We start from the raw sequence: 23,583 nt of genomic DNA on the forward strand, positions 1-23,583 counted from the left end.
AGGGCTTCACCAGAAGCCCGCGCCCTTGCCCCGCGCCAGCCGAAGCTGCGCCGCCACGAACGCGATGCTGTCGAAGCCCAGCCCCAGAAACGCCATCAGGGCTTTCCGCGGCGTATGCGGGCCGTTCCTCAGGAAGAAGGTCGTGCGGTCGGTCAGGAACGGCCACGGCACCCAGCCGAACCGGCCGCGCGGCAGTTCCCGACGCAGCAGCGCGGGCAGCCATTGCGGATCACGCGCCGCCTGGTCGAGCTGTCCGGCCAGCGCCGCCTCGCCCTCGCGGGCGCGCAGCGGGATAATATAGCCGAAGACGGCGGCATTGATCGCACCGCCGACGACGATCCGGATCTGATGCCGGATCAGCGACCCCAATTTTCGCTCGGACTCGTAAAGATGGATCACCCCGTCGGGCTGGTCGATCCGGTCGTAGCGGATCGGATCGGCGAAGCGGCCGGTGATCAGCGCATGGCGGATGAACCCGTCCTCCACGGGCAGGCCGATCGGCACCCGCAAGCCCCGCGCGACGGCACCACGCATCACATAAAGCTGCCCGCAGATCGAGGTGCGCAGATTGCCCATGCTGCCCCCCCCTGCCGAGATCAGCCGCTCGACAAAGCCGAGCGGGACGGGATGATAGTCGATATCCTTGACCGGCTGGCTCGACGTCGCATCCACCCCCGGATGCGCCTCCAGAAACGCGACGAGCCGCGCCAGCACATCCTCTTGCGGCAGGCCGATATCGGCATCGAGAAAGGCGAGCAGATCGGCATCGGGCCGGGCGAAGTCATGGACGAAGCGGTTCCACGTCCGCGACTTGCCCCCCTCGGCCAGATCGAGCACCGCGACCATGGCCGGATCAGGAAACGCCGCCACCGCCCCCTGCGCCGCCGCCGCCGTACCGTCCCGGCATCCATTGGCCAGCACGAAGACCCGCACCGAAAAGCGATCGTCCCGCAGAATCGTCTGCCGCGCCAGATCCCCGAGCATCGCCCCGATGCCCGCTTCCTCGTTATGCGCGAAAATGCCGATATCGATCGTCGTCATGGTCGAATCACATCCCCATCGCCTGGCGCAGGGCCCTGGCGTAGCGGTCCTTGCCCAGCATGGTCAGGTGCGTGCCGTCGACCGTATAGTCGCGGCGCAGATCACCCGATGCGTCGACCATGGCGGGGTAGACGTTCAGGAACCGATAGCCATGCGCGGCCGCTCCTTGCGCCAGCATCGCGTTGAGCGTGGGAATTGCCTGCTTCTTGCGCGCCTGAAGCTGCGACGTGTCGAAACGCGTGCTTACCGGCAGGATGGAGACGATATCCAGCCTTGCCTTGGGGGCAGTGCGATGGGCCATGGCGACGATGTCCCAGATCGTATCGCGAACGGCATCGACATCGCGGTCATGGGCAAGGTCGTTCGTTCCGATGTTGATGACGATATGATCGGGTTGCGCCGCAACGGCCGAGACGATCCGGTTGCGCAGGCCGATCGAGGTATCCCCGGCAATGCCGCGATTATGCGCACCCTCGAAATATTCGGCCCAAGGCATGCCCTCGGTAATGCTGTCCCCGGCAAACACGATGCCGCCCGCCATCTTGGGATACAGGGCGAATTGCCGGACCCGCCCCGTCTGGTGGCGGTTATAGATCTGGTGCGGCTGCCGAAGGCCCAGTTGCTCCTCGATATAGCTGATACCGCCGCGCTTGGCGATCCAGATGCCGTTCACCAGCGTCAACGCCACCGCATAAAGGGCCAGGAGGATGGCTGCGATCCTCCAACCGTTGCTACGCATCTTCGACAGGCTCCCCGCCAGAATGAAAGGTTCAGCGCACCGATACGGAGCGCGGATGGAAATGGCGCCGGACGTTTGGCTGGGCCATGGGATACATGGCAAAGATCACCAGCCAGAATTCGATATTGACCGACAGATAATAGAGCATGTTGTCCGAAAAGGACGCCACGGCGAACATGATGACGGTCAATACGGTAAAGGCCGCTTCGGCAGGCAATTGTCGAACATGACGCATCGCCCGAACCATGACGGTGATAAGGATGCTGATATAGCCGAGCGTCAGGAACAGTCCGCCCTCGAACATCATTTGAATATAGATGTTATGGGCTGCCCCACGCTCTTCCCGCAACGGGAAGAACTCGCTGATATAATGAGGAAATGAGGCCAGTCCGTAACCCAGCAGAAGATTCCGGCGAATCCAGGGTAAGGACGATTCCCACAGAAATTTCCGCCATGTCGCGGAATCGAGTCCGATCGCCGTCGATCCGGCCACGTCCCCTCGCCCGACCGCAACGAGATAGTCGTAGGAGACATCGGGCCCACCGCCCGACACATCGCTCAACCGATCCATCACACCCGGCACCAGAAGGGCGGCGAATGGCAACAGGATCAGCGGCAGGATCAAGATCGGCTTACGAAAGGCCGAATAGAGAAAGACATAGGCATAGACGGCGACATAGGCGGAACGGGTGCCCGTCAACAGCAGCGCAATCCCCGCCAGCCCCAACGTTCCCCAGATCGCCAGAACCAGCCGCCGTTCGCGCACATAACCGGCGAGCAGGGCATGGAACAGAAAGGCTATATAAACGAAGAGGAAGAAGGCCAGGATATTGGGGTGCGAAAATGATCCCATCAGCCGGGGACCGGCCGTCCCCGTCGCCACCTGCACAAAGCCGATCGCCAATGGCAAAAAGCCGGACGACCAGATCACCATCGTCAACCGCTCGCGACTTAATGCGGGGGAATAGAGCAGCGCGATGAAGGCCACCGCCGCATAGGTGAAATAGTTGAACAACACCTGGATGGCGGCGGCCGGTTCGGGCGATCGCACGGCGGCCAGCACCCCCGCCAACAGAAACGGCGCCCAGATCAGCGCGATCGTGACGAGCGGCGCCTGATAACGCCGGTCTACGAGCAACGCATAGCCCGCCAGTGCTGCCGCGATGGCCACCATCAGGATGTTGAAAACAAAGCCGAGCGTGACGGAAATCGGGCCCATATTGATATGGACCAGCCCCAATGCCGTCTCCAGCCCCGGACGCAGGATCAGTGCCGGAAGCACGAAGCCCGCAAAAGGCATGCCCCATCCCTGTCGTTGCGATCCGATTGTCATCAAGCCCCCCGGCCAGGCACCTGCATCAGGGCCGCCGCGCGCATCCCTATCGTTCGCCATCCGGCAATTGAACGGGCTTGTTGCACCGCAACGTCAGACTTTGGGACGGTCGCCCCGATCATCGCGCCTGTTCAGGGGGCCGGTCGCGCGCTAACGGCGGCTTGGCGGGGGTGCGGTCGGCCGGGGGACAGGTTCATGACGATGTTGGGCAACGGATTGCTGCTGGTCGCGCTTTTGCTGCTGATGCCGGCCGTCCTTCTGTTCGCGGCCGAGATCGTCGCGGGGCTTCGCCGACCGACGCCACAGGGCGCCGAAGAAGCGCCGCCCTTCACCGTCCTGATCCCCGCGCATGACGAAGCGGCGGTCATCACCCCGACGCTGCGCGCCATTGCGGGCCAGCTGCGCGCGCAGGACCGGATGCTGGTGGTCGCCGACAATTGTTCGGACCAGACCGCCGCGATCGCCGCCGCGCAAGGGGCCGAGGTCACCGAGCGGCACGATACCGTCCGGCGCGGCAAGGGTTATGCGCTGGCGCATGGCCTGGCCCATGCCGCGCGCTGGGCGCATCCGGTCACGATCATCGTCGATGCCGACTGCCTGCTCTCGCCGAACGCGCTGCACCAGCTGGCCGCCCAGGCAGCGGGCAGCGGACGGCCGGTGCAGGGCGATTACCGGCTGGAGGCCGCACCCAACGGATCGCGCGCCAGCCGGTTCAGCGCCTTTGCCATCCGGGTCAAGAATTACGGGCGGCTGCTGGGCGGATCGCGGCTGGGCATACCGTGCCTGCTGACCGGCAGCGGCATGGCCTTTCCGACCGCGCTGCTGTCGCGGGTCGATCTGGGGTCGGGCGAGATCGTTGAGGACCTGCTGCTGGGCGTCGACCTGACGCTGCAGGGCGCGCCGCCGCGTTTCTGTCCCGAGGCGCGGATCACCAGCCCGCTGCCCGCCACCCGCGACGCTGCCGAGACGCAGCGCGCGCGCTGGGAGGGTGGCTATATGTCGATCATGCGCCGCTATGTCCTGCGGCTGCTCGGCACCGGCATCGCGCGCGGCGATGCGCGGGTGGTCGCGCTGGCGCTCGATCTGGCGATCCCGCCGCTCAGCCTGTTGGTGGCGGCGCAGGGCGGGCTGGTCGGGTTGGCGGCGATCTGGGCGCTGGTGTCGGGACAGATCGCGCCGCTGGTGCTGGGCATGGTGCAGACGGTGGTGCTGGTCGCAGCGGTCGGCCTCGCCTGGGTCCGCTATGGCCGCGATCTGCTGAGCCCCGGTGAGGTGGCGCGACTGCCGCTCAGTGTGCTGGCCAAGCTCGGCTTTTACCGCCGCCTGCTGCGCACGCCGCAGCGGGGATGGGTGCGCACCGCGCGCGGCGACGAGATGAAGGGGCGCGAATGATGACGGCCACCACCGATTTCCTGGGTTTCCGGTTCGAAAAGGGCACGCGCGAGGCGCTGTTCGAGCGACTGATCGCGATGGGCCGCGCGCCCTATGGCTATGTCGTCACCCCCAATGTCGACTTCGTCAACCGCGCCGCCCGCGATCCCGAGATACGCGCGCTGTATGACGGCGCCGCCGTGCATCTGTGCGACAGCAAGGTGCTGACCATGATGGCCAAGGCCAAGGGGGTCGCGCTCGATTGTTATCCGGGATCGGATCTCGTCGCCGATCTGCTGGCGCGGGACGGCGCGGGACAGCGTATCGCGGTGGTCGGCCCGGATGCGCAGGACTGGCAGGCACTGGTCGCGCGCTATCCGGCGGTATCGATGACCCTGATCCCCTCACCCGCGATCATGACGCCGGGTTCGGCCGAGTGGCGGCAATGCGTCACGGCGGCGGCCGGGGCGGATTGGGATATCCTTCTCCTCTGTCTGGGCTCCCCCAAGCAGGAGCGGTTCGCGCAAGATGTGGGCGCCCTGCGTCATGCGCCGGGTGTCGCCTGGTGCGTCGGCGCCTCGATCGACTTCCTGACCGGCCGCCAGACCCGTGCGCCGCACTGGGTCCGCGCCTGTCATCTGGAATGGCTGCACCGGCTGGCCAGCAATCCCCGGCGGCTCTGGCGGCGCTATCTGGTCGAGGGGCCGCAGATCATCCGCCTGCTGCTCCAGTAATTCGGAAGTGTCAGGGCAGCAGGAAACTGCCCTCGATCACCGTCACGCAGCCGCCGCCCAGCACGACGCGGTCGCCCGCCAGCCGACAGGTCAGCCGCCCGCCCCGCGCACTGGCCTGTTCCGCCACAAAAGCATCGCGGCCCAGCATTTTCGCCCAATAGGGGGTCAGCACGGCGTGGGCCGCGCCCGTCACCGGGTCTTCGTCGATGGCGAAGGCGGGCACGAAGACGCGGCTGACCACATCCGCCTCCCCCTCGGCGCCGCGCGCGGTCAGGATGACGACATAGCGCCCCGCCTGGGCCAGCGCGGCAAAGTCCGGCGTGCAGTTCCGCACACGGGCCGCGTCATCGACCACCACCACGGCATAGCCCGCCGGGTGGCGCAGCGTCTCGACCACGCCGTCAACGCCCAGCGCCTCGACCACGCCCGGCAGAGCCGCGGGCGACGGCGTGCGTTCGGGCAGCGTCAGGCTGTAACCCAGTCCGTCGCGCGCGACCTCCAGCACGCCCGCATGACGGGTCGCAAAGCGCACCCGCTCGCGCATGGTGTCCGACGACAGCACGACATGGCCGCTCGCCAGCGTGGCGTGGCCGCACATCTCGACCTCGTCGCCGGGCGTGAACCAGCGCAGTTCGAAATCCGCCTCCGCCCCGTCCGCGGCGACGAGAAAGGCGGTTTCCGACAGGTTGTTCTCCTGCGCGATTCGCAACAGCGTGGCGTCGTCCAGCCACGCCGACAGCATCATCACCGCCGCCGGGTTGCCGCCGAATACGGCGTCGGCAAAGGCATCGACCTGGGTGAAGGGGATGCGCATCAATATCCTACCCGCTTGCCGAACCAGTGCGGGGTCACGTCGGCCTCGACCATCGGATTGTCGGTATCGACATGGCCTTCGGGGTCGAGATGGATCAGCACCTCGACCTTGGGGAAGGCACGGCGGAGCGCGCGCTCGACGCCCTCGACAATGTCATGCGCAGCGGCGACGGTCAGGTCGCGCGACACCTCCATATGGAATTGCGCGAAGTCGTGGCTGCCCGAACGACGGGTACGGAAGTCGTGGATACCCTTCAGCCCCGGCTGGCGCGCGGCGACGTCGAGAAAGGCGGCGCGCTGGTCGTCGGACCATTCCTTGTCCATCAGCTGGTCGATCGCGGTCGAGGACGCCTGGAACGCCCCCCAGGCCAGCCAGACCGCGATGGCGATGCCGAAGATCGGGTCCGCGCCATGCCAGCCGAAATACTGGTCGAGCACCATCGCGACGATCACCGATCCGTTGAGCAGCACGTCGGACTGGTAATGGACATTGTCCGCCAGGATCGCGACCGATCCGGTCCGGCGGATGACGCTGCGCTGATAGGCGAGCAGGACCATGGTCGCCAGAATTGCGATCACCGACACGCCGATGCCGAACTCGGCATCCGTCGTGGGATTGTCCGCGCCCAGCGCCATGACCGCGCGCCAGGCGATCCCCGCCGCCGAGGCGGTGATGAGCGCGACTTGGAACAAGGCCGCCAGCGCCTCCGCCTTGCCATGGCCGAAGCGATGGTCGTGATCGGCCGGAGTCGCCGCCAGCCGCACGCCGTAGAGGGTCACGAGGCTGGCGAGCAGATCGAGCGCGGTGTCGGCCAGCGAGCCGAGCATCGCGACCGAGCCCGTCCGCCACGCGGCAAAGCCCTTGAGCGCCAGCAGGAACAGCGCCATCGCGACGCTGGCCAGCGCTGCCTTGGTGGCGAGCGGGATGACCGTCTTGCGTTCGTCCTGGGTCATGGGAACAGCAATCCTTCGTCCCAACCGCCTTCGCTGGTGCGGGTAAAGACGCGGCGCTCATGCAGCCGGTGTTCGCGGTCCAGCCAGAATTCGATACGCTGCGGGGACACGCGGTAGCCGCCCCAATGCGGCGGACGCGGCACGTCGCCGCCCTCGAAGCGGGCGCGTATATCCTCGAACCGCGCCTCGAACGTCGCGCGATCGGCCAGCGGGCGCGACTGGTCCGAGGCCCAGGCACCCAGCTGCGAATCGCGGCCACGGCTGGCGAAATAGGCGTCCGACTCGGCATCATCGACGCGGCTGACCGGCCCTTCGATGCGGATCTGGCGGCGCAGCGACTTCCAGTGAAACAGAAGCGCGGCCTTGCTGCCCTCGCCTAGATCCTGCGCCTTGCGGCTCTCGCGATTGGTGTAGAACACGAAGCCGCGCGGGTCATGGCCCTTCAGCAGGACCATGCGGACCGAAGGCTGTCCGGTCGCATCGACCGTCGCCAACGCCATCGCATTGGAATCGTTGATTTCGCTCGCACGCGCTTCGGCAAACCAGGTGTCGAAAAGGGCAAAGGGATCGTCAGCCATGCCCTCGCCCATACGCCTGTGCCACCCGAAAACCAATGTCGGGAACGGAAACGCTGAGTCCGTCATTGGGCCGGTGACGATACGGAGATTTCCCAATGCCCGCACGCGCTTACTGGCAGGGTCAGATACGCCTCGCGCTCGTCTCGATCCCGGTCGAGATCTACGCCGCGACCAAGAGCGGCGCGACCATCCAGTTCAAGCAGATCCACGAACCCAGCGGCAAGCCGATCCATTACGAAAAGGTCGTCAACGACATCGGCCCGGTCGACACCGATGAAATCGTGAAGGGCTATCAGGTCGCCAAGGGCGATTACGTCCTGCTCGACCAGGACGAGATCGACGCGGTCAAGCTGGAGTCGAAGAAGACGCTGGAACTGACGCGCTTCGTCGACGCGGACGAGATCAACGTCCTCTATTACGAACGCCCCTATTTCGTCGTGCCCGCCGACGATCTGGCGGAGGAAGCCTTCATCGTCCTGCGCGAAGCGTTGAAGCGGACGGGCAAGGTCGGACTGGGGCAACTGGCGCTCAGGGGCCGCGAATATATCGTTTCGCTCAGGCCATGCGGACGCGGGCTGATCCTGGAGACGCTGCGCTATTCCGATGAAGTGAACAAGGCGCAGGCCTATTTCAGCGACATCGGCGATGCCAAGCCCGACGCCGAATTGCTCGATCTGGCGGAGGCGCTGATCGAGAAGAAGTCCGGCCCCTTCGACCCCAAGCAATTCCACGACCATTATGTCGAGGCGCTGCACCGCCTGATCGACCGCAAGCGCAAGGCGAAGGGCAAGAAGGTCATCGAGGAAGAGGACGACGCGCCCGCGAAATCGGGCGGCAATGTCGCGGACCTGATGGCGGCGCTGAAACAGTCGATGGAGACGGGCGAGACGCGCAGCCGTTCGCGGAAAGCCGCGCCCAAGACGACGCGTAAGGCTGCGCCCAAGAAGACGACCACGCGCAAAGCCCCGGCGCGCAAACATGGCTGATCCGCTCGAACGCTATAACGCCAAGCGCGACTTCACCCGCACCGCCGAGCCTGCGGGGACGCTGGAACCGGGCAAGGGCAACAGCTTCATCGTGCAGAAACATGATGCGACCCGGCTGCACTGGGACTTCCGGCTGGAGGTGGACGGGGTGCTCAAAAGCTGGGCGGTGACGCGCGGGCCGAGCCTGGACCCGGACGAGAAACGGCTGGCGGTGCGGACCGAGGATCATCCGCTGTCCTATGCGACCTTCGAGGGGACGATCCCTGCGGGGGAGTATGGCGGCGGCACGGTGATGCTGTGGGATCGCGGCACATGGTCGCCGGTCGCGGGCAAAAGCGCGAAGGACCTTGAGGACGGCCATCTCCACTTCATCCTCGACGGCGAGCGGATGAAGGGCGAATGGCTGCTCGTCCGCATGAAGCCACGGGGCAAGGAGAAGCGCGAGAACTGGCTTCTTCGCAAGGTCGCCGATGCGCAGGCCGGGGGCACCGACACGCTGACCGATCAGGCGCTGACCAGCGTGTCGACCGGGCGGACCATGGCGCAGATCGCCGAGGGAAAAGCAGCAAAGCCCAGGCCAGCCAAGACCCCGAAGGCGCCACCACGCAAGGCGAAGGCCAAGGCGAAAGCGGGCACGATGCCCGAATTCCAAGCCCCGGCGCTTTGCACGCTGGTCGATCAGGTGCCTGCCGGAAATGGCTGGCTGCACGAGATCAAATATGATGGCTACCGCGCGCTGATCGCGGTCGGCGGCGGCAAGGCGCAGGTCTTCACGCGCAATGGCCTGGACTGGAGCGCGAAATTCCCCGGCATCGTCGCGGCCGCCGCCGAGCTATCCGTCACCACCGCGCTGATCGATGGCGAGATCGTCGCGTTCAAGGATGGGCGGCCCGACTTCTCGACGCTGAAGGACGCGATCGGCACCGACCAGCCGATGAGCCTGTTCGCCTTCGACCTGCTCTCGCTCGACGGCGAGGACCTGACCGACCTGCCGCTGGTCCAGCGCAAGGCGCGGCTGCGCGGGATCATCCCCGAGGGCGACGAGACGATCCAGTTCGCCGACCATGTCACCGGCTCGGGCGAGGCGCTGTTCGTCAAGCTCTGCGCCGAGGGGCTGGAGGGCGTCGTCTCCAAACGCGCCGACAGCCGTTATCCATCGGCGCGCAGCCGCGACTGGTTGAAGATCAAATGCCTGAAGCGGCAGGAATTCGTGATCGTCGGCTGGCTCCCGTCCGATAAGGCGCGGCGGGGGTTGAAGTCGCTGCTGCTGGGCGTGAACCGCGACGGCACGCTCGCCTATGTCGGCAAGGTCGGCACCGGCTTTACCGAAGCGCGCATGGCCGAACTCCGCAAACTGCTCGACGCCCGCGCGCGCAAGACCGCCCCCGTCGAGGCCCCGCGCGCGATGGTGCGGGGCGCGCATTGGGTGCGCCCCGATCTGGTCGCCGAGATCGCCTTTACCGAGACGACGCCCGACGGCCTGCTCCGCCACCCCAGCTTCATCGGCCTGCGCGAGGACAAGCCCGCCGAGCAGGTGGTCGAGGAACGCCCCGCACCCACGCCCCCGGCCAAGGACAGCGATGTCGCCATCACCCATGCCGAGCGGGTGATCTTCCCCGACAGCGATCTCACCAAGGGCGATCTGGCCGACTATGTCGCGGCGACCGCCCCACTGATGCTGCCCTGGGTCGCGCACCGGCCGGTCAGTCTGGTCCGCTGCCCGCAGGGCCGGGCGCGGGCCTGTTTCTTCCAGAAGCATGACGCGGGCAGTTTTGGGCCGCATGTCCACTCGGTCCCGATCAAGGAGAAGGACGGCGGCACCGAACCCTATCTCTATATCGAGGATGCCGATGGCCTGCGCGCCTGTATCCAGATGGGGTCGATCGAGTTCCACGGCTGGGGCTCGTCCATCGCCACGCTGGAACAGCCCGACCGGATGATCTTCGACCTCGACCCCGACCCGTCGGTGACCTTCGCCGACGTGAAGCGTGCGGCCGTCCATATCCATGACCAGCTCGCCGAACTGGGGCTGACCAGCTTTGCGATGCTGTCGGGGGGCAAGGGCGTGCATGTCGTCGTGCCGCTCACCCCACATGCCGAATGGCCCGCCGTGTCGAACTTCGCCGAACGCTTCGCCAAGGCGCTGGCGAAGCACGATCCCGACCGTTTCATCGCGGTGGCGACCAAGGCGAAACGGAAAGGCCGCATCTTCATCGACTGGCTGCGCAACCAGCGCGGTGCGACCGCCGTCATGCCCTATTCGGCGCGCGCACGCTCGGGTGCGCCGGTCGCGGCCCCGGTGGCGTGGCGCGAGCTGGACGGGATCGACACGGCGGCGCGCTGGACGATCCGAGACGGCACGGAACTGCTCAAACGGGCGGGTAGCGCGGGCTTGCGCGGCTGGGGCGTGGCGGACCAGATTTTGCCCGACCTGTAATCACCTGTTGCAACCTGGGGCCGATACGGCGATTTTCCCGCCCCGATGGACCCTGCCGAAGATAGCCCCGCACAGGCCAGCGCCTGGATCGCCGACTATCGCAGGGCCGCGACGTCTGCGGACGTGCTGGCGGGGTCGAGCGACCCGGCCTGGCCCGCGATGCTGGAGGAGCTGGCCGCCGTCGCCAGCAACCTGGCCCATGCGCGCGAGCGGGTGCAGCGGCACGCCGCCGATATCGGCACCGGTTTCCGCATCATCGGCGAAACCGACGAGCGGCCCTGGCCCGTCTCGCCCGTCCCCCTGCTGATCGATACCGCCGAATGGGCCGGGATCGAAGCGGGTGTGGTGCAGCGGGCGGACCTGCTGGAGATGATCCTGGCCGATCTCTATGGCCCCGGTGACCTGGTGGCGGAGGGGCATATCCCCGCCGCGCTGGCGACCGGCAGCCCCTATTTCCTGCGGCCGATGGTCGGGGTGACGCCGCCGGGCGGGCATCATTTGAGCTTCGTCGCTTTCGATCTGGCGCGTGGACCGGACGGCGAGTGGCGGGTGCTGGCCGATCACCTCCGCAATCCGGCGGGCGCGGGTTATGCGCTGGAGAACCGACTGGCGGTCAGCCGCACGCTGGGCGGCCTGCAGAACCGGTTGAACGTACAGCGGCATGCGCCCTTCTTCGCCGCCTTCCGCGCCGGGCTCGCCGCCCAGTGCCGCCGCGCCGATCCGCGTATCGGCCTGCTGACGCCGGGCCGGTTCAATCCCAGCTATCCCGAACAGGCGCATCTGGCGCGCTATCTCGGCCTGCTTTTGGTGGAGGGTGCCGACCTCGCCGCGATCGAGGGACAGGTCTATGTCCGCACCGTCGCGGGACTGAAGCGGATCGACGCGCTGTGGCGGCGGCTCGATCCCCGGATGCTCGACCCGCTGGCCTTCGACAGCCATTCGCAGATCGGCGTGCCCGGCCTGATCGACGCCTATGTCGAGGGGCAGGTGGTGATCGCCAATGCGCCGGGTGCGGGTGTGTTGGAAAGTGCGGCCTTCTCCGCCTTCCTGCCGGTGCTGGCGAAACAGCTGCTCGGTGCGCCGCTCACGCTGCCCAATATCGCGACCTGGTGGTGTGGCGGCCCGGCCCAGGCCGACCATGTCGCCGGGCATCTCGACTCGCTGCTGATCGCCCCCGCCTTCGGCCCCAGACCGCTGGGCCTGCCCGGCGGCGCGCGCGCGGGCATGAGCCTGTCGCCCGAGGAACGCGGCGCGCTGATCGCCGATATGGCGAAGCGTCCGCAGGATTATGTCGGGCAGGAGATCGTGCGTCTGTCCACCATGCCCGTCGTGATCGGCGACCGGCTGGAGCCCCGTCCCTTTACCTTACGCGTCTTTGCCGCCCGCGATGCCGAAGGGGCATGGACCGTCATGCCCGGCGGCTTCGGCCGGATCGGCGACCATCCCGAGGCGACCGCCGCGATGATCGGCGAGGGTCTGTGGTCCGCCGATGTCTGCGTCCACGGACCGGAGCCGGTCACACCCATATCGCTGCTCGCCGACCCCGATTCGCTTCACGTCCGGCGCAATCCGGGGACACTGCCCAGCCGGGTCGCGGACAATTTCTATTGGCTGGGCCGTTATCTGGAGCGCGGCGAGGCACTATTGTCCGCAATCCGCGTGATGCTGGGCAATTCGATCGACGTGGATGGCGGCGCGGCGCTGGACCCGCGCACCGTCGGGCGGCTGGTCGGGCTGATCGCGGGCGGCGGGGCGGCACCACAGCCCGACAGCCTGCACCGCGCCGCGCTGACCCAGTTCGCGCGCACCGCGATGGAGGATGAGGGCTTTCACTCGGTCGCCCGCATCAACCGGCTGGCGCGCGGGATCAGCGAAGGTTCGCGCGACCGCCTGTCCGCCGACATGGTGCGGCTGCTGGAGGCGCCCTTCCCCAGCCATGTCGGGATGCTCGACCGGGCAGGGTCGCTGCAACGCCGCTACGCCGCCATCGCCGGGCTGTCGGCCGAGCATATGGTGCGCACCACCGCCTGGCGCTTCCACGATCTGGGCCGCCGGGTGGAGCGGGCGGTGGCGGTGGCGCGCGCGACACGGCTGTTCGGCATGGCGGGCGCGTCGGCGGATGACCTGTCCACCCTGCTCGACCTCGCCAACAGCCAGATCAGCTATCGCCAGCGTTATCCGAGTGGTCTCGCGCGCGTCGCGGTGGTCGATCTCGTCGCGCTCGATCCCAATAATCCGCGCGCGCTCGCCTATCAGACCGCGCGCATCGCCGACTGCCTGTCGCGCCTGCCCGTCCTGTCCGACGACGACATGGCCGAGCCGCAACAGGCGCTCGCCATCGCGATCCGCGCCGCCGTCGAGACCCAGGATGCACGCACGCTGGACGCGGACACGCTGGGCGATATCGAACGACGGCTGGGCCTGTTGTCCGAGGCGATCGCACGCCGCTATTTCCTGCAAGGGGCGGAGCCTCTCCGTGCCGGAGGGCTTACCCTCGCATGATCTACGACATCCGCCACATCACCCGCTTCGATTACGGTGCGCAGGTCAAATATGCGCGGTGCAACCTGCGGCTGAAGCCGATCGACTGGCCCGGCCAGACGCTGGAACGCTATGACCTGATCGTCCAGCCGGTCGGCCGTACCCGCTCGGCCCGCGCCGAAGCGGGACTGGCGCATGTCACGCGGCTGGTCGTCGACCGCCCGGTGCGCAGCCTGACCATCGAGAGCCGTGCACGGATGCTGGTCGACCGGCTGGTGCCGATGCCCTCGCCCGGCGACCCGACGCTGGCCCAAGTCTCGGCGCTCGCCCGTAGCAGCCGTGACCTGTCGGCGGCGGGTCCGGCCAATTATATCTTTCCTTCGCCGCTGATCCCGCTCGACCCCGCCATTGCCGAATGGTGCGCGGCCGACCTGTCGCCGGAGCGCGGCGCCTTGGAGGCGGGGTTCGCGCTGGCTAGCCGCATCCAGCGCGAGTTCGCCTTCGACGCCGCCGCCACCCTGGTCGACACGCCCCCGGCCGAGGCCTTTCGCCAGCGGCGCGGCGTGTGCCAGGATTTCGCGCAGATCATGATTACGGGCCTGCGCGCCGCGGGCATCCCGGCGGCCTATGCCTCGGGCTATATCCGCACCCTGCCGCCGCCGGGCCAGCCACGACTGGTCGGCGCGGACGCCACCCATGCCTGGGTGCTGATCTGGTGCGGGCCGCAAGCGGGCTGGGTCGGGGTCGATCCCACCAACGGCATCTGGATGGCGGGCGACCATATCATCGTCGCGGTCGGCCGCGACTATGCCGAGATCGCACCGGTCGATGGTGTGGTGCTGGGCTCGGGCGCGCAGAAGATGGAGGTCAGCGTCGACGTCGCGCCGGTGGAGGACATCGAAGTTCCCGCCACCCAAAGCAGGATCACCGCATGACGGGGGCGATGGTCGACCCGCATCATGTACTGGCATGGCTCACCGGACGCTCCCTGGCGCGGGGCGTATCACTGCCGGTCCCCGATCACGGCGGTTACCGTGTCGATACGCGCAGCGATGTCGAGGTCAGCCGCTGGATATATCCGACCGTGAACGACGGCCTGTCGCAACTCGCCCGCTCGCTCCACGCGCCCGGCTATCTGCTGAAATGGTTGGGCGAAGCAGACGCCGTGCGAGCAGTCCTGCCGAACGACTGGCATATTCAACCTCCCGCCTATTTCATGCAGGCGGGCGACGACCTTGCCGAACCCAGCACGCCAAAGGGCTATCGGATCGCGATGTCGCGCACCGACCAGGTCATCACGGTCCGCATTCTGGATGACGGCGGCGCGCTTGCCGCGAGCGGCTATGCCGCCGACACGCCGGACGCCTTCGTCTACGACCGGATCGTGACGGCGCCGGAGCATCGCCGAAAGGGACTTGGTAGAGCACTGATGGCGGCGCTGGGCTCGGCAAAGCGCCACGCCTCCGCGCCATCCCTGCTTACCGCCACCGAAGAGGGTCGGGCGCTCTATACCACCCTTGGGTGGCGGACGATCAGCCCCTATTGGACGGCAGAAATCCTCGCGGCCTGATCGTCACCCCTCCTCGGTCACTGCGTTGGGATTGTCCTTGTCCGGGTCCGGATGCCCGCCCGTACCATGATAGGCCGCGCCGCTCTGGCCGCCATGGAAGTCGCCTTCGCGCTCGGGCACGCCTTCGTAACCGCCGCCCTGGCTTTCGCCGCCATGTTTGCCGGGGGCATCCGACACGCCGTCGGGCGCGCCTTTCTTGCCGTCTTTTCCAATGGCCTGCATCGGCTGGGTCATGATCCGTCTCCTTGTCATGCTGCAACGCACGGGGGACGGATTGCGCTCCGGCGCGGACTTCCCCACATAGATCGGTAATACACTGCCAACGGGGAACAGAGTGGCCGATCCATATCAGACGCTGGGCGTCAGCCGCATGGCCAGCGAAGCCGATATCAAGAAAGCCTATCGCAAGCTGGCGAAGGAACTGCATCCCGATCGCAACAAGGACAATCCGAAAGCGGCGGAGAAGTTCAGCCAGGTCACCAATGCCTATGACCTGCTGAACGACAAGGACAAGCGCGCCCGGTTCGACCGGGGCGAGATCGATGGCGACGGCAATCCGACGTCGCCCTTCGGCTATGGTGGCGGCGCGGGCGGCTTTGGCGGCGGCGCGCGGCCGGGGGCTGGCGGCGGCGGGGGCTTTCGCCAGCAATTCGATTTTGGCGGCGAGGGCGCCGACATGTCCGACATCTTCGAGGGGATGTTCGGCGGAGCCGGGCGCGGCGGCGGCGGCGGTTTCTCGGGCGGCTTTGGCGGGTTCGGCCGGGGCCGCTCGGCACCGAAGGGCGCCAATTCCGCCTATGCATTGCGCGTCCCCTTCGTCGATGCCGCGACGCTCAGCCCGCAACGGATCACGCTGGCCGATGGCAAGACCATCGACCTGAAGCTGCCCGCCGGGGTCGAGACCGGCACCCAGATGCGCCTCGGCGGTAAAGGCGAGCCGGGCCCCGGCGGCGCGGGCGACGCGATCATCACCATCGAGGTCGTGCCGCACGCCTTCTTCACCCGCGATGGCGACGATGTCCGCCTCGACCTGCCGATCAGCCTGACCGAGGCGGTGCTGGGCGGCCAGGTGAAAGTGCCGACCGTCGAACGCCCGGTCATGTTGACCGTGCCGAAGGGCACGACATCGGGCAAGACGCTGCGCCTGAAGGGCAAGGGCTTTCACAAGAAGGATGGCGGGCGCGGCGACCAGCTGATCACCCTGATGATCGACATCCCCGCCGATGATGCAGCCTTGCAACGCTTCGCCACCGAATGGACCGACGGCAGGAACCCGAGGGCCGCCATGGGCGTCTGATCGTTCCATGAGCGATGTGAATGGCCTGACCCCCGAAGAACGTGCGCATCATCGGGGCAAGGCCCGTACCCGGCTGGACCGGCAACTCGCCAAGGTCCGGCCGGGCTCCTATGCCTTTGAGATATTGAAACGCACCAGCCTGGGCGTGTTCAACGACGGGTTCATCCATGCCGGGAACCTCGCCTATCTGGCGTTGATGACGCTATTTCCCTTCTTCATCACCACCGCCGCGCTCTTGTCGCTGTTCGGACAGAGCAACGAGACGCAGCATGCAGTGGAAAGCTTCCTCCACGTCCTGCCCCCCGATGTCAGCAACCTGTTGCGCAAACCCATCGCCGATGTGCTGGCGGCGCGGACCGGTTCGCTGCTGTGGCTGGGCGGGCTGGTCGGACTGTGGACGGTCGGCGGCTTTATCGAGACGATCCGCGATATCTTCCACCGCGCTTACGGCGTGAAGGCGACGGCAGCCTTCTGGAAATCGCGGCTGTCCTCGACGCTGGTCATGATCGCCTCGGTCGTGGTCGCGCTCTTGTCCTTCCTGGCCGCCGGTATCCTGACAGCCGCCGAGCAGTTCATCTATCGCCTCGTCCCCTTCTCGCAGGACGTCGCGGGCTGGGTCGGCCTGTCGCGGATGATCCCCGGCGTCGTCATGTTCGGCGCGCTCTATCTGCTCTTCTATTCGGTCACGCCGGGCAAATATCGTGAGAGCGATTGTCCCAAATGGCCCGGCGCGCTGTTCACCGCCGCCTGGTGGGTCAGCATGACCGCGCTCCTCCCTTGGGCGCTGTCGCAACTGGGCGGATACGACCTGACCTATGGCAGCCTGGCGGGGGTCGTCGTCATGCTGCTGTTCTTCTATCTGATCGGTCTGGGCCTGGTTTTTGGCGCGCATTTGAACGCGGCACTGGCGGAACCCCCGGAAACGGCGCTAGAGAGGGGGATTGATGGAAGTGAACCGGCAGGAGCGGTAACGGCGTGAACGGATTGATGGCGGGCAAGCGGGGGCTCATCATGGGCCTGGCGAATGACAAGTCGCTGGCCTGGGGCATCGCCAAGCAGCTTTCGGAGGCGGGCGCGGAGCTCGCCTTTTCGTATCAGGGCGCGGCGATGGAAAAGCGGGTCCGCCCGCTGGCCGAACAGCTGGGCGTGGCCCGCCTGTTCGATTGCGACGTGTCCGAGATGGAGTCGCTCGACACGCTGTTCGCCGATCTGAAGGCCGAGTGGCCGACGATCGACTTCGTCGTCCATGCCATCGGTTTTTCGGACAAGTCGCAGCTGCGCGGTCGCTATTACGACACCACGCTCGACAATTTCCTGATGACCATGAACATCTCGGCCTATTCGCTGGTCGCCGTCGCCCAGCGCGCGCGGACGATGATGCCCGAGGGCGGCTCGATCCTGACGCTGACCTATTATGGCGCGGAAAAGGTCATCCCGCATTACAACGTCATGGGCGTGGCCAAGGCGGCGCTGGAGACCAGCGTGAAGTATCTCGCGGTCGACCTCGGCCCGGAGAATATCCGCATCAACGCGATCTCGGCGGGCCCGATCCAGACGCTGGCGGCGCGCGGCATCGGCGACTTCAACTATATCCTGAAGTGGAACGAGCTGAATTCGCCGCTGCGTCGTACCGTGACGATTGAGGATGTGGGTGGCGCGGGCCTGTACATGCTGTCCGACCTGTCGTCGGGCGTGACGGGTGAAATCCACCATGTCGACGCAGGCTACAACGTCATCGGCATGAAGGCCGAAGACGCCCCCGATATCGCGCTGGCGTAATAAACTCTTCCTCCCCTGCAAGGGGAGGGGGACCAGCGAAGCTGGTGGAGGGGTGTAACCGGCAGCGAGGGCGGACTGCCATCACTTAGCGGGACACCCCTCCGTCAGGGCTTCGCCCTGCCACCTCCCCTTCCAGGGGAGGAATGCCCGCCAACATTATCTATCGCGCCTTGCGCCCCGGCGACGCTAAAGACGAACCCATGTCCGACCAGCCTATCGCCGCCATCACCATTCGCCCCGCACAAGGGCCGGACGTCGCCGCGCTCGATGCGTTGCTCGTCGCCAGCTTCCCCGCCCCCGCCGAAGCCGCCTTGGTCCGCGACCTCTGCGTCGAGGGCGACATGGTCCTGATGCTGGTCGCGATCGACGAAGCGACGGACAGCCTGATCGGCGCGATTGCCTTCAGCCGCATGACCGTCGAGATCGGCAGCAAGCCGATCAACGCCGTCGCCCTCGCCCCCATCGCGGTCGCCCGCGACTGGCGACAGCAGGGCGTCGGCGAGGCTTTGGTCGCCGCCGGGCTCGAACGCCTGGAAAAGGAAGGCGTCGTCCTCTGCTTCGCGCTGGGCGACCCCGCTTTCTACAACCGGTTCGGCTTCGCTGCCGATGTCGCGAGCGGCTTCGACAGCCCCTATGCGGGTGAGTATTTCCTTGCCGCCCCGCTCCAGGGCGGCCTGATCCCCTGCGGCGTGCGCGGGGCCGCCACACACGCGCCGGCCTTTGCCCGGCTGGGAGATGCTGCGTGAGCTTCAATACGTTCGGCCGCCTGTTCCGCTTCACCACCTGGGGCGAGAGCCATGGACCAGCACTCGGCGCGGTGGTCGACGGGTGCCCGCCGGGGATCGCGCTGTCCGAAGAGGACATCCAGCCCTGGCTCGACAAGCGCCGCCCGGGCACCAGCCGCTTCACGACCCAGCGGCGCGAACCGGATCAGGTCCGCATCCTGTCCGGCGTGTTCGAGGGACGGACCACCGGCACCCCGATCAGCCTGATGATCGAGAATGTCGACCAAAGATCCAAGGACTACAGCAACGTCGCGCTCGCCTATCGCCCCGGCCATGCCGATTACGCCTATGACGCCAAATACGGCTTTCGCGACTATCGCGGCGGCGGGCGGTCCTCGGCGCGCGAGACGGCTGCGCGGGTCGCGGCGGGCGCAGTCGCGCGGGCGGTGATCCCGCAGGTCCGTATCCGCGCCTGGGTCGAGTCGATCGGCGGCGACCGGATCGACTATGACGCGTTCGATGATGCGCAGATCGACGCCAACCCCTTTTTCTGCCCCGATGCCGCCGCCGCCGAGCGCTGGGAAGCGATCGTCGACGGCGCGCGCAAGTCGGGCTCCTCGGTCGGCGCGGTTGTCGCCTGCGAGGCGACCGGCGTGCCTGCGGGCTGGGGTGCGCCGCTCTATGCCAAGCTGGACAGCGAACTCGCCTCGGCTTGCATGAGCATCAATGCGGTCAAGGGTTTCGAAATCGGCGACGGGTTCGCCGCCGCCGCGCTGACCGGCGAGCAGAACGCCGATCCGATGCGCGCCGGGAATGGCGGCCCGCGCTTCCTGGCCAACCATGCGGGCGGGATCGCGGGCGGCATCGCCACCGGCCAGCCCGTCACCATGCGCGTCGCGTTCAAGCCGACCAGCTCGATCCTGACCCCGGTCGACACCATCACCCGCACCGGGGAGGAAACCCAGATCGCCACCAAGGGCCGTCACGACCCCTGTGTCGGCATTCGCGGCGTGCCGGTGGTCGAAGCGATGGTCGCACTGGTTTTAGCCGATCAAGCGTTGCTTCATCGCGGCCAATGTGGTTAAATAGAGGAACGGACGTTCTCCTGCCTCGTTAACCATTGCGAGAATAAAGCAGGAGAGAATCAATGCGTTACATGCATGTAATCGCCGCCGCCGCGCTTGTGATCCCCGCCGCGGGCTTCGCGCAGGTATCGGGCGGTACGACGGGCGGGATGTCGGGACAGACCGGCACCACGGGCCAAACGATGCCGGGGCAAATGCCCGGCCAGACCATGGGCCAGCCGGGCGACACAATGTCGACCACCCCGAGCACCTCGACCCGCTCGACGACGCGCAATAAGAGCCGCAGCCGGACGACCACGCCCGACAGCACGGTGAACACGCCGTCGACGTTGCCCGACACGACGGGTTCATCGACCACCACGGGCAGCGGCACGCTGGGCAGCGATCCGACGACCAGCGGTTCGATGGGTAGCGGCACGACCGGCGGCACCACGACCCCGCCGGGTAGCAGCGGCGGCATGTAACCCTTTCGGGTTCGTCACTACGGGAAAGGCCCGGTCGCGCAAGCGGCCGGGCTTTTGACTGGGGTTCGGACATGGCCGCTGGCCTCGCTCAGGCCGAATTGCGTTGAGAAAAACCGGGCTTTCCCGGTGCGTCATCGCGCGCGAAGCCGAATGCCTCGCCTCAATAAAAAAGGCCCCGACTTCCGCCAGGGCCTTCCCCATCAATCCGCAAAAGGATCGCGAACCAGGATCGTGTCCTCCCGCTCCGGGCTTGTCGACACCAGCGCCACGGGGCAGCGGATCAACTCCTCGATCCGCCGGATATATTTGATCGCCTGTGCTGGCAGATCGGCCCAGCTGCGCGCACCCGCCGTCGACTCCTGCCAGCCCTCCATCGTCTCATAGACGGGGACGACCTTGGCCTGATCCGCCGCATGGGTCGGGTAATAGTCGAGCGTCTCGTCGCCCAGCTTGTAGCCGACGCAGATTTTCACTTCGTCGAACCCGTCGAGCACGTCGATCTTGGTCAGCGCGATGCCGGTGATGCCGCCGACCGCCGCCGACTGGCGCACCAGCACCGAGTCGAACCAGCCGCAGCGACGCTTGCGGCCCGTGACGGTGCCGAACTCATGGCCGCGCTCGCCCAAGCGCTGGCCAGTTTCGTCCTCCAGCTCGGTCGGGAACGGGCCGGAGCCGACGCGGGTGGTATAGGCCTTGGCGATGCCCAGCACGAAGCCGACGCCCGACGGCCCGAGCCCCGAACCGCCCGCCGCAGCGCCCGCGATGGTGTTGGACGAGGTGACGAAGGGATAGGTGCCATGGTCGATGTCGAGCAGCACGCCCTGCGCGCCCTCGAACAGAATACGCTTGCCGCCCGTCCGCGCCTCGTTGAGGTCGCGCCACACCGGCTTGGCGAAGGGCAGGACGAAGGCGGCGATCTCGCGCAGATCGGCGAGCAGCCGCTCGCGGTCGACCGGCGGCTCGCCGAACCCGGCACGCAGCGCGTCGTGGTGCGCGCAGAGGCGGTCGAGCTGCGGCCCCAGGTCGTCCAGATGCGCCAGGTCGCACACGCGGATCGCGCGGCGGCCAACCTTGTCCTCATAAGCCGGGCCGATGCCGCGCCGCGTCGTGCCGATTTTCCCTGCGCCGCTGGCATCCTCGCGCAGACCGTCGAGATCGCGGTGGATCGGCAGGATCAGCGGGCAATTGTCGGCGATGCGCAGCGTCTCAGGGGACGCATGGACGCCCTGCTCGCCCAGCCGCTCGATCTCGGCCTTCAGCGCCCAGGGGTCGAGGACGACACCGTTGCCGATGACACTGGGGGTGCCGCGCACGATGCCCGAGGGGAGGAGCGACAGCTTGTAGACATTCTCGCCCACGACCAGCGTGTGACCGGCATTATGCCCGCCCTGGAAGCGGACGACCATGTCGGCGCGCTCGGCCAGCCAGTCGACGATCTTGCCCTTGCCTTCGTCGCCCCATTGCGCGCCGATGACTGCTACATTTGCCATGGATGCTATGCTCCGCCTGCCGGACGGACCCCATGCGCCCTTCGACAGGACTCGGCGGATGGGGGTTTCCAATAATGTGCGGGGCGCGCCTAGCGGGACGCGGCCCCGTATGTCAACCGGCGATGGCCGTCGGCTCGCCGTTCGTCAGGATATGGGTGCAAAGCTGTGCCTCGGGCGTGTCGCCCGCCTCCAGCGCCTGCACCGTCACCCAGCCCTGCGCGCGCAGGGCAGCGCCGGTTGCGGGTTCGGTGCCGAAGGGCAGGAACAGCCGTCGCCGCTCGGTCGGCGGCGCGGTGGCGACGATGGCGTCGGCATAGAGCGAGAAGCCGGTGGCCTTCTCCTCTGTGCCGTCCTCGTGAAAGATGGTGTAGGTGCCGCCGCGCCCGACCTCGCGCGGCGGGCCTGCCACGAACAGCGAGAAGCCTAGCCAGCTCTGAAACTCGAAGCCATGCCGCTCGGTCGGGTCGAGCGTCATCGCCACCCCCTGCCCTAGCGCGGCCGCGATCGCCTCCAGCGCGTCGAGGCGGCTGGCCAATACGCCATGGGTGTCGAAGGCGCGCAACCGCTCCATCGCGGTCGCGAACGGCCCGGCGGCCTCGACCAGCGGGAGGTATTCGGGCGCGATCGCCGCGACCCCGCCCGCATCCTTGGCGTCCAACCGGTCACGCAACGCGGCGACCTGATCGGCGGCAACCGGCAACGGCCCGGCGGCGAGCAGGTCGACCAGATCGGGCAGCGTGAAGTCGATCGAAATCCCCGTCGTACCCGCCGCGACCAAAGCCTCGACCGCGACGCGCACGACTTCGGTCGCGGCCGCCGTCGAGTCCAGCCCGATCAGCTCCGCCCCGATCTGCCGCCACTCGCGCGCGGGCGCGAGTTCGGAGCCGCGCAGGCGGACGACGGTGCCCGCATAGGACAGGCGGACCGGGCGCGGGTGGTGGCCCATGCGGGTGGCGGCGATCCGCGCCACCTGCGCGGTCAGGTCGGGCCGGATGGCGAGCGTACGCTGCGACACCGGATCGACGAAGCGCACCGCGTCATGCAGCCCCCCAGCCTTCAGCCGCGAGCCCAGCGCCTCGGCAAACTCGATCGACGGCGGATCGGCGCGCTCATAGCCATGCAGCCGCGCCGCCTCCAGCACCCGCGCCTCCACCGACGCGGCGGCATCGGCATAGGGGGGAAGACGGTCGTGATAGCCTTCGGGAAGGAGCGCGGTCATCGGATAAGCCTGTTCATCAGCGTGTGCGCCACGCCGTCGGGGTTGGTCATGACATCCGCATTCGGGAAGCGGATCACCGCATAGCCTTGGCTCTCCAGCCAGGAGGTGCGACGGGCATCGCGTGATTGGTCGCTATGCGTATCGCCGTCAACCTCTATGACCACTCGGTGCGAGCGGGCGGCGAAGTCGGCGATATAGGGGCCTATCGGGACTTGGCGGGAGAATTTGATTCCGTGAAAGCGGCGATCACGGAGTATGAGCCAGAGACGCTTTTCCGGTTCGGTCATTTCGCGACGCATGGCGCGGGCACGGTCGCGAAGGACCGGATCGGTCTTCATGTGATGGCTCCCCCTTCATGGGGAACGTACCACTCCCTCTCCCCACTGGGGAGAGGGCCGGGGTGAGGGGTCGGGGCTTGGCAAGGCGCCATTGCCCAGCCCCCGCCCCCCCCCCCACCCCCAACCCCCCCGGGGGGAGGGGGGTTTGG

General features: G+C 67.2%; 23 protein-coding genes. 12 read left to right on the forward strand and 11 right to left on the reverse strand.

The genetic code is table 11. The annotated features are described in order from the left end of the window. Nucleotides 1-6: 6 nt before the first annotated feature. From U1H82_RS08270 to U1H82_RS08280, 3 genes are read right to left on the reverse strand one after another with little or no spacing between them, the layout of a single operon-like run. Nucleotides 7-1,041, reverse strand: coding sequence for a glycosyltransferase family 2 protein (locus U1H82_RS08270; protein WP_322964461.1), 1,035 nt, complete (start codon nt 1,039-1,041; stop codon nt 7-9). Between the two features lie 7 nt (nt 1,042-1,048). Beyond that, entirely contained in the window at nt 1,049-1,780 is a 732-nt protein-coding gene (locus tag U1H82_RS08275; RefSeq protein WP_322964462.1) for a GDSL-type esterase/lipase family protein, read from the reverse strand. A 31-nt stretch (nt 1,781-1,811) separates the two neighbouring features. Continuing rightward, nucleotides 1,812-3,080, reverse strand: coding sequence for an O-antigen ligase family protein (locus tag U1H82_RS08280; RefSeq protein ID WP_322964463.1), 1,269 nt, complete (start codon nt 3,078-3,080; stop codon nt 1,812-1,814). A gap of 228 nt (nt 3,081-3,308) precedes the next feature. On the opposite strand from U1H82_RS08280, the gene U1H82_RS08285 reads away from it, so the two are divergent. Next, nucleotides 3,309-4,505, forward strand: coding sequence for a glycosyltransferase family 2 protein (locus U1H82_RS08285; protein WP_322964464.1), 1,197 nt, complete (start codon nt 3,309-3,311; stop codon nt 4,503-4,505). Next, nucleotides 4,502-5,218, forward strand: coding sequence for a WecB/TagA/CpsF family glycosyltransferase (locus tag U1H82_RS08290; RefSeq protein WP_322964465.1), 717 nt, complete (start codon nt 4,502-4,504; stop codon nt 5,216-5,218). The genes U1H82_RS08285 and U1H82_RS08290 overlap by 4 nt, the downstream gene beginning before the upstream one ends. Before the next feature lie 10 nt (nt 5,219-5,228). Here U1H82_RS08290 and U1H82_RS08295 read toward each other — a convergent pair whose 3' ends face one another. From U1H82_RS08295 to pdxH, 3 genes are read right to left on the reverse strand one after another with little or no spacing between them, the layout of a single operon-like run. Beyond that, nucleotides 5,229-6,032, reverse strand: coding sequence for a PhzF family protein (locus tag U1H82_RS08295; RefSeq protein ID WP_322964466.1), 804 nt, complete (start codon nt 6,030-6,032; stop codon nt 5,229-5,231). Continuing rightward, complete coding sequence (locus U1H82_RS08300) at nt 6,032-6,985, reverse strand: cation diffusion facilitator family transporter (protein WP_322964467.1); 954 nt, start codon at nt 6,983-6,985, stop codon at nt 6,032-6,034. Before U1H82_RS08300 ends, U1H82_RS08295 begins: the two co-directional genes overlap by 1 nt. Then, nucleotides 6,982-7,563, reverse strand: a complete 582-nt coding sequence (gene pdxH, locus U1H82_RS08305) for a pyridoxamine 5'-phosphate oxidase (protein ID WP_322964468.1) — start codon at nt 7,561-7,563, stop codon at nt 6,982-6,984. The genes U1H82_RS08300 and pdxH overlap by 4 nt, the downstream gene beginning before the upstream one ends. A gap of 95 nt (nt 7,564-7,658) precedes the next feature. Here pdxH and ku point away from each other — a divergent pair, with 95 nt between their 5' ends. From ku to U1H82_RS08330, 5 genes are read left to right on the forward strand one after another with little or no spacing between them, the layout of a single operon-like run. After that, nucleotides 7,659-8,549: a non-homologous end joining protein Ku gene (gene ku, locus U1H82_RS08310; protein ID WP_322964469.1), complete on the forward strand. Its 891-nt coding sequence runs from the start codon at nt 7,659-7,661 to the stop codon at nt 8,547-8,549. Then, entirely contained in the window at nt 8,542-10,986 is a 2,445-nt protein-coding gene (gene ligD, locus U1H82_RS08315; RefSeq protein ID WP_322964470.1) for a DNA ligase D, read from the forward strand. Before ku ends, ligD begins: the two co-directional genes overlap by 8 nt. Before the next feature lie 45 nt (nt 10,987-11,031). After that, nucleotides 11,032-13,488: a circularly permuted type 2 ATP-grasp protein gene (locus U1H82_RS08320; protein WP_322964471.1), complete on the forward strand. Its 2,457-nt coding sequence runs from the start codon at nt 11,032-11,034 to the stop codon at nt 13,486-13,488. Further along, nucleotides 13,485-14,402, forward strand: coding sequence for a transglutaminase family protein (locus U1H82_RS08325; protein WP_322964472.1), 918 nt, complete (start codon nt 13,485-13,487; stop codon nt 14,400-14,402). Before U1H82_RS08320 ends, U1H82_RS08325 begins: the two co-directional genes overlap by 4 nt. Continuing rightward, nucleotides 14,399-15,037 (forward strand): GNAT family N-acetyltransferase, encoded by a 639-nt coding sequence (locus tag U1H82_RS08330; RefSeq protein WP_322964473.1) that lies wholly within the window; start codon nt 14,399-14,401, stop codon nt 15,035-15,037. The genes U1H82_RS08325 and U1H82_RS08330 overlap by 4 nt, the downstream gene beginning before the upstream one ends. A gap of 3 nt (nt 15,038-15,040) precedes the next feature. On the opposite strand, the gene U1H82_RS08335 is transcribed toward U1H82_RS08330, so the two are convergent. Next, the gene (locus tag U1H82_RS08335; RefSeq protein ID WP_322964474.1) at nt 15,041-15,271 is read right to left on the reverse strand and encodes a hypothetical protein; all 231 of its coding nucleotides are present in this window, start codon (nt 15,269-15,271) and stop codon (nt 15,041-15,043) included. Nucleotides 15,272-15,371: 100 nt separating this feature from the next. Between U1H82_RS08335 and U1H82_RS08340 the strand changes: the two genes are divergently transcribed. From U1H82_RS08340 to aroC, 5 genes are all read left to right on the forward strand, one after another. Continuing rightward, nucleotides 15,372-16,334, forward strand: a complete 963-nt coding sequence (locus U1H82_RS08340; protein ID WP_322964475.1) for a DnaJ C-terminal domain-containing protein — start codon at nt 15,372-15,374, stop codon at nt 16,332-16,334. 7 nt (nt 16,335-16,341) lie between these two features. Beyond that, nucleotides 16,342-17,313 (forward strand): YihY/virulence factor BrkB family protein, encoded by a 972-nt coding sequence (locus tag U1H82_RS08345; RefSeq protein WP_322964476.1) that lies wholly within the window; start codon nt 16,342-16,344, stop codon nt 17,311-17,313. Between the two features lie 8 nt (nt 17,314-17,321). Next, nucleotides 17,322-18,113, forward strand: a complete 792-nt coding sequence (gene fabI / locus U1H82_RS08350; protein ID WP_322964768.1) for an enoyl-ACP reductase FabI — start codon at nt 17,322-17,324, stop codon at nt 18,111-18,113. A 200-nt stretch (nt 18,114-18,313) separates the two neighbouring features. After that, nucleotides 18,314-18,859 (forward strand): GNAT family N-acetyltransferase, encoded by a 546-nt coding sequence (locus U1H82_RS08355; protein WP_322964477.1) that lies wholly within the window; start codon nt 18,314-18,316, stop codon nt 18,857-18,859. Further along, nucleotides 18,856-19,923, forward strand: coding sequence for a chorismate synthase (gene aroC, locus U1H82_RS08360; protein ID WP_322964478.1), 1,068 nt, complete (start codon nt 18,856-18,858; stop codon nt 19,921-19,923). The genes U1H82_RS08355 and aroC overlap by 4 nt, the downstream gene beginning before the upstream one ends. A 67-nt stretch (nt 19,924-19,990) precedes the next feature. Here the strand turns inward: aroC and U1H82_RS08365 are convergent, their stop codons facing one another. From U1H82_RS08365 to U1H82_RS08380, 4 genes are all read right to left on the reverse strand, one after another. Beyond that, nucleotides 19,991-20,383, reverse strand: coding sequence for a hypothetical protein (locus tag U1H82_RS08365; RefSeq protein ID WP_322964479.1), 393 nt, complete (start codon nt 20,381-20,383; stop codon nt 19,991-19,993). Between the two features lie 204 nt (nt 20,384-20,587). Beyond that, entirely contained in the window at nt 20,588-21,877 is a 1,290-nt protein-coding gene (locus U1H82_RS08370) for an adenylosuccinate synthase (protein WP_294203840.1), read from the reverse strand. A gap of 112 nt (nt 21,878-21,989) precedes the next feature. Then, nucleotides 21,990-23,096 carry an ATP phosphoribosyltransferase regulatory subunit gene (locus U1H82_RS08375; RefSeq protein ID WP_322964480.1) on the reverse strand — a complete coding sequence of 369 codons (1,107 nt, stop codon included), beginning with the start codon at nt 23,094-23,096 and terminating at the stop codon, nt 21,990-21,992. Beyond that, nucleotides 23,093-23,434 carry an endonuclease domain-containing protein gene (locus tag U1H82_RS08380; RefSeq protein ID WP_322964481.1) on the reverse strand — a complete coding sequence of 114 codons (342 nt, stop codon included), beginning with the start codon at nt 23,432-23,434 and terminating at the stop codon, nt 23,093-23,095. Before U1H82_RS08380 ends, U1H82_RS08375 begins: the two co-directional genes overlap by 4 nt. Nucleotides 23,435-23,583: the final 149 nt, after the last annotated feature.

Source organism: Sphingomonas fuzhouensis (assembly GCF_034659795.1).
GTDB classification, from domain to species: Bacteria; Pseudomonadota; Alphaproteobacteria; order Sphingomonadales; family Sphingomonadaceae; genus Sphingomonas; species Sphingomonas fuzhouensis.

Coding starts and splice junctions, on each gene's coding strand:
- U1H82_RS08335 (WP_322964474.1), bottom strand. CDS start 15,271: ATGACCCAGCCGATGCAGGCCATTGGAAAAGACGGCAAGAAAGGCGCG.
- U1H82_RS08280 (WP_322964463.1), bottom strand. CDS start 3,080: ATGCCTTTTGCGGGCTTCGTGCTTCCGGCACTGATCCTGCGTCCGGGG.
- U1H82_RS08330 (WP_322964473.1), top strand. CDS start 14,399: ATGACGGGGGCGATGGTCGACCCGCATCATGTACTGGCATGGCTCACC.
- U1H82_RS08300 (WP_322964467.1), bottom strand. CDS start 6,985: ATGACCCAGGACGAACGCAAGACGGTCATCCCGCTCGCCACCAAGGCA.
- fabI (WP_322964768.1), top strand. CDS start 17,322: ATGGCGGGCAAGCGGGGGCTCATCATGGGCCTGGCGAATGACAAGTCG.
- U1H82_RS08270 (WP_322964461.1), bottom strand. CDS start 1,041: ATGACGACGATCGATATCGGCATTTTCGCGCATAACGAGGAAGCGGGC.
- U1H82_RS08380 (WP_322964481.1), bottom strand. CDS start 23,434: ATGAAGACCGATCCGGTCCTTCGCGACCGTGCCCGCGCCATGCGTCGC.
- U1H82_RS08320 (WP_322964471.1), top strand. CDS start 11,032: ATGGACCCTGCCGAAGATAGCCCCGCACAGGCCAGCGCCTGGATCGCC.
- U1H82_RS08295 (WP_322964466.1), bottom strand. CDS start 6,032: ATGCGCATCCCCTTCACCCAGGTCGATGCCTTTGCCGACGCCGTATTC.
- U1H82_RS08355 (WP_322964477.1), top strand. CDS start 18,314: ATGTCCGACCAGCCTATCGCCGCCATCACCATTCGCCCCGCACAAGGG.
- ku (WP_322964469.1), top strand. CDS start 7,659: ATGCCCGCACGCGCTTACTGGCAGGGTCAGATACGCCTCGCGCTCGTC.
- U1H82_RS08365 (WP_322964479.1), bottom strand. CDS start 20,383: ATGCCGCCGCTGCTACCCGGCGGGGTCGTGGTGCCGCCGGTCGTGCCG.
- U1H82_RS08275 (WP_322964462.1), bottom strand. CDS start 1,780: ATGCGTAGCAACGGTTGGAGGATCGCAGCCATCCTCCTGGCCCTTTAT.
- U1H82_RS08285 (WP_322964464.1), top strand. CDS start 3,309: ATGACGATGTTGGGCAACGGATTGCTGCTGGTCGCGCTTTTGCTGCTG.
- U1H82_RS08325 (WP_322964472.1), top strand. CDS start 13,485: ATGATCTACGACATCCGCCACATCACCCGCTTCGATTACGGTGCGCAG.
- U1H82_RS08370 (WP_294203840.1), bottom strand. CDS start 21,877: ATGGCAAATGTAGCAGTCATCGGCGCGCAATGGGGCGACGAAGGCAAG.
- ligD (WP_322964470.1), top strand. CDS start 8,542: ATGGCTGATCCGCTCGAACGCTATAACGCCAAGCGCGACTTCACCCGC.
- U1H82_RS08290 (WP_322964465.1), top strand. CDS start 4,502: ATGATGACGGCCACCACCGATTTCCTGGGTTTCCGGTTCGAAAAGGGC.
- U1H82_RS08345 (WP_322964476.1), top strand. CDS start 16,342: ATGAGCGATGTGAATGGCCTGACCCCCGAAGAACGTGCGCATCATCGG.
- pdxH (WP_322964468.1), bottom strand. CDS start 7,563: ATGGCTGACGATCCCTTTGCCCTTTTCGACACCTGGTTTGCCGAAGCG.
- U1H82_RS08375 (WP_322964480.1), bottom strand. CDS start 23,096: ATGACCGCGCTCCTTCCCGAAGGCTATCACGACCGTCTTCCCCCCTAT.